Source organism: Streptomyces sp. NBC_01298 (assembly GCF_035978755.1).
In the GTDB taxonomy this organism is placed as follows: Bacteria; Actinomycetota; Actinomycetes; order Streptomycetales; family Streptomycetaceae; genus Streptomyces.
In genome coordinates, this window is record NZ_CP108414.1 from 2,645,120 (window position 1) to 2,657,593 (window position 12,474).

12 protein-coding genes and 1 pseudogene are annotated in these 12,474 nt (G+C 73.0%); 9 read left to right on the forward strand and 4 right to left on the reverse strand.

Annotated features, from left to right (window positions below; translation table 11 throughout):
- Nucleotides 1-80 precede the first annotated feature (80 nt).
- A complete protein-coding gene (locus OG730_RS11840; protein ID WP_327304216.1) occupies nt 81-1,172 on the reverse strand; it encodes a LacI family DNA-binding transcriptional regulator in 1,092 nt (363 codons plus the stop codon).
- 8 nt (nt 1,173-1,180) lie between these two features.
- Nucleotides 1,181-2,965, reverse strand: a complete 1,785-nt coding sequence (locus OG730_RS11845) for an NEW3 domain-containing protein (protein ID WP_327304217.1) — start codon at nt 2,963-2,965, stop codon at nt 1,181-1,183.
- An 18-nt stretch (nt 2,966-2,983) separates the two neighbouring features.
- On the opposite strand from OG730_RS11845, the gene OG730_RS11850 reads away from it, so the two are divergent.
- Nucleotides 2,984-3,538 (forward strand): hypothetical protein, encoded by a 555-nt coding sequence (locus OG730_RS11850; protein ID WP_327304218.1) that lies wholly within the window; start codon nt 2,984-2,986, stop codon nt 3,536-3,538.
- Here the strand turns inward: OG730_RS11850 and OG730_RS11855 are convergent.
- The gene (locus OG730_RS11855; protein WP_327304219.1) at nt 3,460-4,878 is read right to left on the reverse strand and encodes a sensor histidine kinase; all 1,419 of its coding nucleotides are present in this window, start codon (nt 4,876-4,878) and stop codon (nt 3,460-3,462) included. The two genes, OG730_RS11850 and OG730_RS11855, sit on opposite strands and share 79 nt — an antisense overlap.
- 93 nt (nt 4,879-4,971) lie before the next feature.
- Nucleotides 4,972-5,685: pseudogene (locus OG730_RS11860) on the reverse strand (response regulator transcription factor); the annotation flags it as partial.
- Between the two features lie 284 nt (nt 5,686-5,969).
- On the opposite strand from OG730_RS11860, the gene OG730_RS11865 reads away from it, so the two are divergent.
- From OG730_RS11865 to OG730_RS11900, 8 genes are all read left to right on the forward strand, one after another.
- Nucleotides 5,970-6,755 carry an amino acid ABC transporter ATP-binding protein gene (locus OG730_RS11865; protein WP_327304220.1) on the forward strand — a complete coding sequence of 262 codons (786 nt, stop codon included), beginning with the start codon at nt 5,970-5,972 and terminating at the stop codon, nt 6,753-6,755.
- Between the two features lie 98 nt (nt 6,756-6,853).
- Nucleotides 6,854-7,708: a glutamate ABC transporter substrate-binding protein gene (locus tag OG730_RS11870; RefSeq protein WP_327304221.1), complete on the forward strand. Its 855-nt coding sequence runs from the start codon at nt 6,854-6,856 to the stop codon at nt 7,706-7,708.
- 116 nt (nt 7,709-7,824) lie between these two features.
- Nucleotides 7,825-8,499 carry an amino acid ABC transporter permease gene (locus OG730_RS11875; RefSeq protein ID WP_327304222.1) on the forward strand — a complete coding sequence of 225 codons (675 nt, stop codon included), beginning with the start codon at nt 7,825-7,827 and terminating at the stop codon, nt 8,497-8,499.
- Nucleotides 8,496-9,368 (forward strand): amino acid ABC transporter permease, encoded by an 873-nt coding sequence (locus tag OG730_RS11880; RefSeq protein ID WP_327304223.1) that lies wholly within the window; start codon nt 8,496-8,498, stop codon nt 9,366-9,368. The genes OG730_RS11875 and OG730_RS11880 overlap by 4 nt, the downstream gene beginning before the upstream one ends.
- A gap of 227 nt (nt 9,369-9,595) precedes the next feature.
- Nucleotides 9,596-11,182 carry an FAD-dependent monooxygenase gene (locus tag OG730_RS11885; protein WP_327304224.1) on the forward strand — a complete coding sequence of 529 codons (1,587 nt, stop codon included), beginning with the start codon at nt 9,596-9,598 and terminating at the stop codon, nt 11,180-11,182.
- A gap of 71 nt (nt 11,183-11,253) precedes the next feature.
- Nucleotides 11,254-11,301, forward strand: a complete 48-nt coding sequence (locus OG730_RS44305) for a hypothetical protein (protein ID WP_311314449.1) — start codon at nt 11,254-11,256, stop codon at nt 11,299-11,301.
- 73 nt (nt 11,302-11,374) lie between these two features.
- Complete coding sequence (locus OG730_RS11895) at nt 11,375-11,929, forward strand: cupin domain-containing protein (protein WP_327304225.1); 555 nt, start codon at nt 11,375-11,377, stop codon at nt 11,927-11,929.
- Nucleotides 11,920-12,303, forward strand: coding sequence for a rhodanese-like domain-containing protein (locus OG730_RS11900; RefSeq protein ID WP_327309227.1), 384 nt, complete (start codon nt 11,920-11,922; stop codon nt 12,301-12,303). The genes OG730_RS11895 and OG730_RS11900 overlap by 10 nt, the downstream gene beginning before the upstream one ends.
- Nucleotides 12,304-12,474 lie beyond the last annotated feature (171 nt).

The window sequence follows — 12,474 nt, forward strand, 5'->3', positions numbered from 1 at the left end:
CGGCGCACCGGCTCGGGGGGCAGGGAATGCGGAGGTGGGGGTGGGAGTGGTCACGGTGGCGCTCCAGGAAGGGGTCGGTTTCAGTATGCGGCCGGCGGCGGCGCCGTACTCTCGCGGGGCTCCAGCCTGGGCAGCTCGCTCTCTCGGGACCTCGGCGGGCCCCCCGCGAGGAGGGCGAGGAGCTCCTCGGCGGCGAGCCGGCCGAAGCCGGCGGTGTCGCGGACCAGGGCGGTGAGCCGGGGACGGGTGACCCGGCAGAGCGCCGAGTCGTCCCAGGCCACGACGGAGGGCCCGCCCGGGACCGGAATGCCCAGCTCGGAGGCGACGGCCACGCCGGCCACCGCCATCACGTCGTTGTCGTAGACGATCGCGGTCGGCGGCTCCGGCTCGGCGAGGATCCGCCGGGTGGCCTCCGCCCCCTCGGCGTCGGAGTAGTCGGTGGTGACCGAGCGCACCTGACCGGGTCCGAGGCCCAGGCGCCGGGCCTCCGCGCGCAGCGAGACGATCCGGCGCTCGGTGCGGGCGAGTCCGGGCAGTCCCGCGACGTGCGCGATCCGGCGGTGGCCGAGCCCGTAGAGGTGGTCGAGCACCTGTGCCATGGCACCGGCGTCGTCGGCCCGGACGGCGGACAGGGCGACGGGGGCGGCGGCAGCCGAGTCGGGGGCCGAGTCCAGGTCGGCGGCGCCGGGGGCGGCCGAGGCCGGTCCCGTCTCCCCCACCGTGACGGCCGGCAGCGCGAGCTGTTCGAGCAGGGCGGGGCGCGGGTCGTCGGTCCTCGGGTCCACGACGACGACCCCGTCGACGCGCCGCTCGGCCCACCAGCGGCGGTAGACGGCGCATTCGGCGTCGAGGTCCTCGACCACCTGGAAGAGCAGGGCGATCCGGCCGGCGGCCAGCACTTCCTGGATGCCGGAGACCAGCTGGAGGAAGAAGGACTCCACGCCGAGGGTGTGCGCGGGCCGGGCGAGGACCAGGCCGACGGCGCCGGAGTGTTCCCCGGAGAGGGCGCGCGCGGCGCTGTTGGGCTGCCAGCCGAGCTCCTCGGCGACCCGCCGGACGCGGGCGCGGGTGTCCTGGGAGACCCCGGGCCGGTTGTTGAGCGCGAAGGAGACGGCGCTCTCCGACACCCCGGCCTGGCGGACGATGTCCTTGACGGTGGGTCTGCGGGCCATGGCCTGTCTCATCCCTCGCTGACGTGGACGGCAATGGCCGGACCGTACGCGATCCTGCCCTGGCAGACCGCCTTGACCACGATCCAGTACTCCCCTGCGGGGGTGGTGAGCGGCGGCCTCAGCTCGAGGACCGCCTGGGTCTCGCCGTCCGCCGGCACCTCTACGGGCAGCACGGCGGGGGCCGTCATGTCCCACGTGCCGAACGGGGAGACGGCGTACGCCTGCCCCGTCAGGGCGCTGCGGATGCCGGTGGAGCCGATCCGCACCCGTACGAGGGCCCGCCCGCCGGCGGCGACGGTGACCGTGTCGACGGGGTCCGGCGCGGCCACCCACAGCCCGGCCGGCGACGCGGCCGGGCCCCCGGGGACGGTGACGGTGAGCACGTCCTCGAAGGTGCCTCCCGGGGTGGTGGCGAGGATCCGGACCAGGTGTTCGCCGGGCCGCGCTTCGGCGGCGGGCTCCACGGCGAGCGGGAAGGAGAGGTGCCCGCCGGCCGGGAGTTCGGCCCGCCGCCGGGTCCAGGAGGTGGTCCAGGAGGTGGTCCAGCCCTCCGGGGCCCGGACCTCCAGCCCGACGCGGCCGCCGTCCGCCCGGCCGTGGGCGGCGAGGGTGACCGCGGCTTCGGCGGGAACGCCGTCGCACGTCACCGTGTACGGGGCGTCGCCGAGCGGGGCCGTCCCGGTGTTGTGCAGCCAGTACCGGCTGAACACCGGCTGGTGCGCCTCCCGTTCCGCTTCCCGCAGCGGCATGCCGGATTCCGTGAGCAGCAGGAGCGTGGTCGTCGCGGCGCCCTGGACCTGCCCCTCGAAGAACCCGGTGGGGCGGTCCAGCAGATCGGCCTCGGCGGCCGGATCCGTCGGCCACAGGGTCTGCGCCATCACCGGGCGGCCGTGCGTCTCGCGCAGCCGGACGGCGAGGTCGGCCCGGTCGCCGGAGCCCTCGGCCCGCTTGACCGTCTCGATCAGCACCCGGTCGGCCGGCTCCACGCCGAGCAGCGAGCGCGCGGGCGGCCGGGGGCCCTCGGCGGGGGCGGCCGTGACGGCGGTGAGCGGCTTGTTGAACTCCCGTCCGCGGCGCGCGAGGTCCACCGCCCGCCAGTCCCCGGAGCCCGCGACCAGCGCGTGCTCGAAGACGTGCGTCCAGTGCTGGAGCTGGAAGGAGCTGCCGTCGGGGGCGGTGCGCCGCGGAGGGTCCATCCACTCCCCGCTCGGGCGGCCGGTGCAGGACCGCATCAGGGTGCTGTGCAGCCGCCCGGCCGTGTCGATGGCGAAGCTGGGCGTGCCGCGCACCAGGATCCCGACGGTGCGGTCCGCGTACGGCTCCTCGTGCGGGTCGGCTCCACCCGCCGGAGCCGTGGCGTCGATCCGGCCCGACGCCGCGACGGCCCGGGCGAGTTGCTCCGGGGGCCCGGCGTGGACCAGGACCGGCAGGTCCCGCGGGCCCGTCAGGTCGCAGCCGGGGCTCCAGAGCGAGCGGAGCCCCGCTCGGGCCGCGATCCAGACCTGCCCGTGTTCCCGTAGGGCTTCCCGCAGGGCCTTCTTGTGGGCGGGACCGGCCGATTCCAGCAGCGCCGCCGTGAAGGGGTTCTCCGCGGGGCCGCCGAGTGCGATGCGGAAGTCGGGCAGGCTGCTGTCCACCGCCAGGTCGCCCCAGCGCGGCCCGGCCGCCCGGGTCGGGGTCGCGGTGACCCCGTACCGCCCGAGGGCGGTGACCAGCTCCCGGAGTCCGGGCGGGGTGAACGCGTCCGGAAGGACGATCTCCGCCGCGCCCAGGGCCCGGCCGCGCTGGTCCACCGCACCGAGCGGGGCCCGGTGACGGTCGAGCTCGGCGTGGCCACCCGCGAGCCGTCCGGCCCGGGGCAGGAGGTCCCCTACGCCTGGCTGAAGGCGGAGACCCTCGGGACCGGGCAGGGCTGGCGCACGACCAGGGTCCCGCTGTCGGAACTGGCGGGCACCACCGCCCACGCCCTGGCCGTACGGATCACCCGACGCGGGAAGGAGCCGGTGCGCTGGCGACTCGGCGCGGTGACGGTACGCGAAGCCGCCGCGCGGCCCCGCCCGGCGACTCCGGGCACCCCGGCCGTGTCCGCCTCGGCCCAGCAGTCAGGCAAGGCCGCCGTCCGGCTGGCCCGGCAGCGTTCCGCCGGGCCCGTCCGCCATTACGAGGTGTCCCGCGTCCTGCCGGACGGCGCCCGCCGTCTCCGCCCCCGCCCGCACCACCCTCGCCTGGACGGGAGCCCTCTGATGCATGACGGCCTCGCTGCCAGATCCGCCGGTGCCCCCGCGGTTCACTCGGGGCCGGCGGCGGGATCGGTGCGCGGGACGGCCAGCGTCACGCGCAGCCCGTGCGGCGGGTTCTTCTCGTAGGAGAGGGACCCGCCGCCCGCCGCGAGCAGGATGCGGGAGATGGAGAGGCCGAGCCCGGAGCCCTTGATGTTCTGGTGGCGTCCGCTGCGCCAGAACCGGTCCCCGATCCGCAGCAGCTCCTCCTCGGTGAGCCCGGGGCCCCGGTCGGCGACCACGATCAGCACCCGGTCGCCCTCCACGGAGAGCGCCACCTCGACGGCCTCACCCTCGGGAGTGAACTTGAGGGCGTTGTCGATGACGGCGTCGAGCGCGCTGGAGAGCGCGATCGGGTCGGCCCAGCCGGTGGCGGCGCTCCGCCCCGTCCCGGTGAGCCGCACGCCCTTCTCCTCGGCGAACGGCCGCCAGGCGGTCACCCGCTCCGCGGCCAGCCCCGCGATGTCTATCAGGCTGATCTCGGCGGCGGCGTGCTCGGCCAGGGCCAGGTCGAGCAGGTCGTCCAGGACCTGGGTCAGGCGCTTGCCCTCGGTCCGCACCGAGGCGATCTCCTCGTTGCCCTCGGGCAGTTCGAGGGCGAGCAGTTCGATCCGCAGGAGCAGTGCGGCGAGCGGGTTGCGCAGCTGGTGGGAGGCGTCGGCGACGAAGGCGCGCTGCTGTTCCAGCACCTCTTCGACGTTGTCGGCCATCTCGTTGAACGAGCGGGCCAGGCGGCGGAGTTCCGGGGGACCGCCGCCCGCCGCGACGCGGGAGTTCATCCGCCCGGTGGCGATGCCGTGGGCGGCGGCGTCCAGGGTCTGTACGGGCTTGAGCACCCAGCTGGTCAGCCGCAGGGCCGCGCCGAAGGCCACGAGCATGGCCGCGCTGAGCCCGGCGGCGATGAGCAGCCAGCCCCGCAGGGTCCGGGCGCGCATCTGGTCGGTGGGCGACTCGGTGGCGACCACGGCGACCACGTCCCCGTCGAGGACGACCGGGGAGGCGACGAGGAGCTTGCCGTTGGTCTGCCAGGGCCACACCTGGCCGGGGTCGTGGCTGCGGCGTCCGGCGAGCGCCTGGATGAAGGCGTCGTCCGCCTCCCACTCCGCCGGCAGCTTCCACCCGTCGGAGGAGCGGGCGATGGCGTTGCCGTCCCGGCGGAAGATGCCGGTGCGGATCCCGTACAGCTGCTGGTACCGGGCCAGTTCCTGCTTGAGGGTTTCGAGGCGTTCGTCGGCACCGCTGGACTTCGAGCCCTCGGCGTCGATGACGAACTGGGTGAGCGCGGCGAAGCGGGCGCTGTCGTCGATCCGGTCGACGACCACCCGCTGCTGCTGTCCCGCGGCCAGGGCCACCGCGAGCGGGAAGCCGAGGGCGAGCAGGACGCCCGCCATCAGGACGACGAGCAGCGGGAGCAGACGGGCGCGCACGACGGGTGGCCGCTAGACGGCGGGCGGCGCGGGGGCGGCGGGCGGCGCGGGGGTCGCCGGGGCGGGGGCGGCGGGCGGCGCGGGTGTCGCCGGGGCGGGCGGTACGACGAGCCGGTACCCGACACCGCGGACGGTCTCGATGAGGGCCGGCATGCGCAGCTTGGACCGCAGCGAGGCCACGTGCACCTCCAGCGTCCGGCCGGTGCCTTCCCAACTGGTGCGCCAGACCTCGCTGATGATCTGCTCGCGGCGGAAGACCACGCCGGGGCGCTGCGCGAGCAGGGCCAGCAGGTCGAACTCCTTGCGGGTGAGCGCCACGTCGACGCCGTCCACGCTGACCCGGCGGGTGGACAGCTCGATGCCGACGCTCCCGAGCCGGACCACGCCGGGCGTGCCCGCGGTACCGGTGGCCGCGCTCTCATCGGGGGCGCCGGTGCGCCGGGCCACCGCGTGGATGCGGGCGAGGAGTTCGCCGGTGTCGTAGGGCTTGGTGACGTAGTCGTCGGCGCCCATGTTGAGTCCGTGGATGCGCGAGCGCACGTCGGCCCGCGCGGTGACCATGATGACGGGCGTGCTGGTGCGCTTGCGGATCTTGCCGCACACCTCGTACCCGTCCTGGTCGGGCAGGCCGAGGTCGAGCAGGATCACCCCGTACGGGGAGGCCTGCGGCGGCGCGCCCGCCGACAGCAGGGCCTGCAGGGCCTCCTCGCCGCTGCGGGCATGGGTGACCTTGAAGCCGTGCCGGGCGAGGATCGCGGACAGGGCGGCGGCGACGTGGTCGTCGTCCTCGACGAGCAGCAGTCTCATGTCGTCCCCCTCTCCATCTCTTGATCTCTTCGCGTTCGCATGGCGGACATCATGGGCCACCAAGCATCCACGCCGATGTGGACTCCCACGTCAAGACGGTTCCGGTCCGTCGGGGGTTCCGTTATGGACCCGGTACGGCCACGGCCGGTGCGGGACGCCCGCGAGTACGGAGCGTATCGGTGCGAGGCCGGATCGTTATGCTCAATTCTCCCTCAGATGTGATGACGCTGTGCGCGCCACGTCACTACTGTCCTCCCAACCGAGGAGGACGGAGCCACAAGCCGATGAGCGGAGTATCAGTGACCAAGGACGTGCAGGACGCGGCCGGTGCCGCGGACGACCTGGTCGTACTGAGCAACGTCAACAAGCACTTCGGCGCGCTGCACGTGCTTCAGGACATCGATCTGAGCATTGCCCGCGGTGAGGTCGTCGTCGTGATCGGCCCTTCGGGGTCGGGCAAGTCCACGCTGTGCCGGACCATCAACCGCCTGGAGACGATCGATTCGGGCAGCATCACCGTCGACGGCAAGCAACTGCCGTCGGAGGGCAAGGCGCTGGCGAAGCTGCGCGCCGATGTGGGCATGGTCTTCCAGTCGTTCAACCTCTTCGCGCACAAGACGGTGCTGCAGAACGTGATGCTGGGCCAGCTCAAGGTCCGCAAGGCGGACTCGGCGGCGGCGCTGGAGAAGGCGAAGTCCCTCCTCGACCGGGTGGGTGTCGGCTCGCAGGCCGACAAGTACCCGGCGCAGCTCTCGGGCGGCCAGCAGCAGCGCGTGGCGATCGCACGCGCCCTGGCGATGGACCCGAAGGTGATGCTGTTCGACGAGCCGACCTCGGCCCTCGACCCGGAGATGATCAACGAGGTGCTGGAGGTCATGCAGCAGCTCGCCCGGGAGGGGATGACCATGGTCGTCGTCACGCACGAGATGGGCTTCGCCCGCTCCGCCGCGAACCGGGTCGTCTTCATGGCCGACGGAAAGATCGTCGAAGAGGCCACGCCCGAGCAGTTCTTCAGCAACCCGCGGAGCGACCGCGCCAAGGACTTCCTCTCGAAGATCCTGCACCACTGAGCTTCGCATCTGGTAGTGATCCGGTGACGGATCGTCGTCCAGCAGTCTCACTTCACGTCTTTCTCCCGTCTCACGTCTCACTTCGAGGGAAGTCCACCATGAAGCTCTCCAAGGTCGGCGCGGCCGCCGCCATCGCCGTTGCTCTCGCCCTGACCGCGACCGCCTGTGGCGGCGACAGCGACAAGACCGCCGGTGACGGCGGCTCCTCGGCCGGTGCCAAGAAGGACAAGATCGTCATCGGCATCAAGTTCGACCAGCCGGGTGTGGGCCTCAAGACCCCCGACGGCAAGTTCACGGGCTTCGACGTGGACGTGGCGACGTACGTGGCCAAGGAGCTCGGCTACACGCCGGAGCAGATCGAGTTCAAGCAGGCCGTCAGCGCCGAGCGCGAGAACCTGATCGCCAACGGCGACGTGAAGCTGGTCGTCGCGAGCTACTCGATCAACGACAAGCGCAAGGCGCGCGTCGACTTCGCCGGCCCGTACTTCCTCGCGCACCAGGACCTGCTGGTCCGCGCCGACGACACCTCGATCACCAAGGCCGAGGACCTCAACAAGAAGAAGCTCTGCTCGGTCACCGGCTCCACCTCGGCGCAGAACGTCAAGGACAAGCTGGCCCCCCAGGCCGACCTGCAGCAGGTGGGCGGCTACTCCGAGTGCCTGACCGGCCTGGAGAACAAGACCATCGACGCGCTGACCACGGACAACTCGATCCTGGCCGGCTACGCGGCGCAGGACAAGAACAAGGGCAAGTTCAAGCTGGTCGGGCTGAGCCTGAGCAACGAGAACTACGGCATCGGTCTGAAGAAGGGCGACAAGGAGCTCCAGACCAAGGTCAACGCCGCCATCAAGAAGATGGAGGCCGACGGTGCCTGGGCCGCGGCCATCGAGAAGAACTTCGGCCCGGCCGGCTACAAGGCCGAGCCGGCGCCCGCGGTCACCGAAGGCAGCTGACCCGGCGGCCGGTCCGCCGGCCGATCCATCGGTGAGGAGCGTCGCCGCCCGCCTGCCGCGGGCGGCGCCGTGACCCACCGGCCCACCTGGCCATCCTGGGGAGAGCGCAGGCCATCGTGTTCGATTTTCTTGATTCCGGGCAGTACGACGTGCTCGGAGCCTTCTGGGTGACGGTTCAGCTCACCCTCTACTCGGCCGTCGGGTCCCTGATCTGGGGCACCGTGCTGGCCGGGATGCGGGTCAGCCCGGTCCCGGTGATGCGGGGCTTCGCCACCGCGTACGTCAACCTCGTGCGCAACACCCCGCTGACCGTGCTGATCATCGGGTGTTCGCTGGGCCTCAACCAGACCCTCGGCGTCACCCTGGGCGGCGGCACCTTCAAGGAGATCGGCTTCCGGCTCGCCGTCCTCGGGTTCATCGCCTACACCGGCACCTTCGTCTGCGAGGCGATCCGCTCGGGCATCAACACGGTCCCGGTCGGCCAGGCCGAGGCCTCCCGCGCCCTGGGCATGAGCTTCCTCCAGACGCTCACCCTGATCGTGCTCCCCCAGGCGTTCCGGGCGGTCATCGCGCCGCTCGCCAACGTGCTCATCGCCCTCACCAAGAACACCACGGTGGCGGCGGCGATCAGCGTGGCCGAGGCCGCGCTGCTGATGAAGGAGATGGTCGAGAACGAGCCGCAGTCGCTGTTCGCCGTCTTCGGCGTCTTCGCCCTCGGCTTCGTCCTTCTGACCCTGCCCACCGGCCTGCTCCTGGGCTGGGTTGCCAAGCGAGTGGCGGTGAAGCGATGACCTCCGTGCTGTACGACGCCCCGGGCCCCAAGGCCAAGGCGCGCAACTGGATCTACAGCGGGATCTTCCTCGTCGTGGCCGCGGCCGTCGCCTGGTGGGTGCTGTCCGCCCTGGCGGACAAGAACCAGCTCGAAGCCGACAAGTGGAGCCCCTTCTTCACCGGCGAGGTGTGGACGACCTTCCTGCTCCCCGGACTCGGCGAGACCCTGCGGGCCGGCGCCATCTCCATGCTGATCGCCCTGCCCCTGGGCGCCCTCCTCGGCATGGGGCGGCTCTCCGACCACGCGTGGGTACGCAGCATCGTGGGCACCTGGGTCGAGTTCTTCCGGGCCATCCCGGTCCTGATGCTGATGCTCTTCGGCTCCGCCTTCTACGTGCAGTACACGGGCGTGGACTCCGAGGTGCGGCCGCTGTACGCGGTGGTCACCGGGCTGGTCCTGTACAACTCCGCGGTCATCGGCGAGATCGTCCGGGCCGGCGTCGAGTCGCTGCCGAAGGGCCAGACCGACGCCGCGAAGGCGATCGGCATGCGCAAGGGCCAGGTCATGACCTACGTCCTGATCCCGCAGGCCGTGACCGCGATGCTGCCCGCGCTGGTCAGCCAGCTCGTGGTGATCCTCAAGGACACCGCCATCGGCGGTGCGGTCCTGGGCCTCGCCGAACTGCTGACCCAGTACCGGCAGATCTCGGCGAACTTCAGCAACACCATCCCGACCCTCATCGTGATCGCGGCGATCTACATCGCGGTCAACTTCGCCCTCACCTCCTTCGCCTCCTGGATGGAGGGCCGGCTGCGGAAGTCGAAGCGGACCACGGACGCGACCGTCCCGATCACCCTCGACGCGGGCAACAACAGCGCCGGCGGGTGACCGCCTCTCCGGCGCGGCGTCTCCCGGCGCGGCATCGGACATCTGCTCGGACCCACGTCCGGCATCCGGTCTGACAGCCGGTCAGTACACTGGCGGGACACGTGTGGTGCGGCGGAACTCATCCGTCGCACCACTCGGCATTGTCCGGCCCGGCGTCACTTGACGCAGGCACCTCCAGTGGGTTGCATACGTTCTGTGATCACATACCGGACACCGGGAGCCACATCATGGACCCGGTGATCGTCGTCGGCGCGGGGCCCGTCGGACTGTCCATGTCCCTCGCCCTGGCCGGCCAGGGCGTGCCCTGCGTCGTCCTCGACGAGGGATCCGGCAAGGACGAGCTCCGCCCCGCCCGCACCGTCGCCCTGCACGCCGACACCGCCGCGATGGTGCACCGGCTGGGCTGTACGACCCTGCGCGACGAGGGCGCGTACTTCACCGCCTGGCGCACCATGCGCGGCGGCCGCGAGTCCCAGCGGATCACCTTCGAGGACGGCCCGGCGCCGATCCACCTGCCCCAGCACGCCCTGACCCGCGGACTGCGCGACGCCGCCGCCGCGCACCCCCTGGTCCAACTGGTCACCGAGAGCAAGATCGACGCCCTGGAGCAGGACGACCGCGGGGTCACCGCCCACACCCGGGGCGCCGAGACCACGTGGTGGCGCGGGAGCCACCTGGTCGGCTGCGACGGGGCCCGCTCCACCGTGCGCAAGCTGCTCGGCATCCGCTTCCCCGGCCGCACCGCCGTGGAACGGCACGCCGTCGCCGCCCTGCGCACCGAACTGCCCTGGCCCGGCGAAGCGTTGCTGCACCGCAGCCCGCCCGAGGAAGTCACCGCCCGGCCGCTGGCCGACGGGGTGTACCGGCTGGACTGGCTGCTCCCGGCGCGCGGCGACCTCGTCACCCCCGACGCGCTGGTGACCCGGATCCGCGACAGCCTCGCGGTGTGGTGCGGGGGCACGACACCCCCGTACGAGCTGCTCGACACCGGGGTCCACACCCTGCACCACCGCCTCGCGCGGCGCTGGCGCGACGGCCGCTGCTTCCTCGCCGGGGACGCCGCGCACCTGCTCGGCGCGCTCGGCACCCAGGGCGTGGAGGAGGGGCTGCGCGACGCGGAGAACCTCGCCTGGAAGCTCTCCCTGGCCTGGCACCAGGGGGCTTCCGAGGAACTCCTCGACAGTTACGAGGCCGAGCGCCGCAGGGCGGTGGCCGCCCGGCTGCGCGCCGCCGACCAGGCCATGCCCGTCCTGCGCACCGGGGGCGGCCTGCGCGCCTACCTCCCCGGAGCCTCGCGCGCCGCCGAACTACTCCTGGCCGACGGCCATCTGGGCCGCGGCCCGCTGGGCGCGGAGCCGGTGTACGCCCCGCCCGTGGCCGTCCACGACGTGCCCACCGCCACCGAGCCGGGCGGGCCCGTGGAGAACGTCCCGGTGACCGCGCCCGACGGCTCGACGGTGCCGCTGCGCGACCAGCTGGGGCGGGGCCGGCTCCTCGTCGTCCTCGTCGCCCCGGGCACCGGGGTCTGGGACCGGCGGCACTGGGTGGGCGCCGGCCTGATGCCCCGCCTCGCGGCGGCGGTCTCCGCGCTGCCGGTCCGGGCGGAGCTGCTCGTGGCGGACGGCTACCCGGGGGCGGCGGCGCACACCGTGCTCCTCGTGCGACCGGACGGGCATCTCTCCGCCACCTTCGCCGGGGTCCAGCCGGCCGAGCTGTACGAGGCCGCTGACGCGGTCCGCCGCGGCGCGCCGGAAGCTCCCCCGACCAGGGCGGCCCCCAGGGCCCTGCCCGCCGCCGCACCCGTGATCGATTGACCCTCGGGCCGAGTCGTGCTTCACTCGCGGACATGACCGGCAACGACGTACGCCTGTGGCGGAGGGTCCATATGGACCTGCTCCGCTACGCGGGCTGCGTGTGTCGCCCTTCCTGCTGATTCGCCTTCCCCTCGCGCGCCCCCATGTGGATGTGCCGCGCACTCTCGCGAACCCCCAGGACGGTCACCCTCCATGTCTGCACCCACGCACGCCCCTGCCCCGGCGACGGCTCCGGCTTCCGGCCCGGCCGTCTCGGCCGTCTCGGCGGCGGATCTCCTCGCCTTCACCCGGCGCATCGCCTCCGACCCCGAGCTGATCGCCGCCCTCCCGCTCGACCCCGAGGGCCGGACGTGGATCCGCCTCGACGGCCCGGGCGGCAGCGAGGCCTGGCTGATCGGCTGGCCGCCCGGCACCGGCACCGGCTGGCACGACCACGCCGAGTCGCGGGGCGCGTTCACCACCGCGCTCGGGCGCCTCACGGAGAACTCCCTGGCGGTCCGCCTCCCTTCGGAGGGCTGGCAGTCCCTGTCCCTGGCCCCCGACGTGGACCGCACGCGCGCCCTGGACGCGGGCACCGGGCGGGCCTTCGGCGAGCACCACGTGCACGAGGTGCTGAACGAGTCCGCGACGGAGCACGCGATCTCCGTCCACGCGTACTACCCGCCGCTCCCCTTGATCCGCCGCTACAGCCGCACCGGCCCGGTGCTCACGCTGGAGCAGGTCGAGCGTCCGGCGGACTGGCAGTGAGCGGCATCGACGCGCTGATCGACCGGCTGCGGACCACGTACACCCGCGTGGACGCGGCCCAGGCGCACGCGGAGTCCCTGACCGGGGCCCTGCTGGTCGACATCCGGTACCAGGCCCTGCGCGAGCGGGACGGACTCATCCCGGGGGCGCTCGTGATCGAGCGCAACGAACTGGAATGGCGCCTCGACCCCGAAGGCTCCCACCGCCTCCCGGAGGCGGTGGACCACGACATCCGCGTCATCGTCATCTGCAACGAGGGCTACGCCTCCACCCTCGCGGCGGCCTCCCTCCACGCCCTGTCCCTCCCCCACTCGACGGACCTCACCGGCGGCTTCCAGGCCTGGAAGGCCGCAGGCCTACCCGTAGTTCCCTGACGCACCCGGCGCACCGCCGCACGGGCTTCGCGCCGCTGCGCCGAGCACCTTTTCGACGCGCTACTCGCACCGCTGCGCGGGCTTCGGGGCGCTGCGCCGAACTCCGTCCGGCGGTGGCCGGTCGGCGGTGCCGCCACCGCCGTCCCGGGTCGGGGCCGGTGGTCGGGTGCG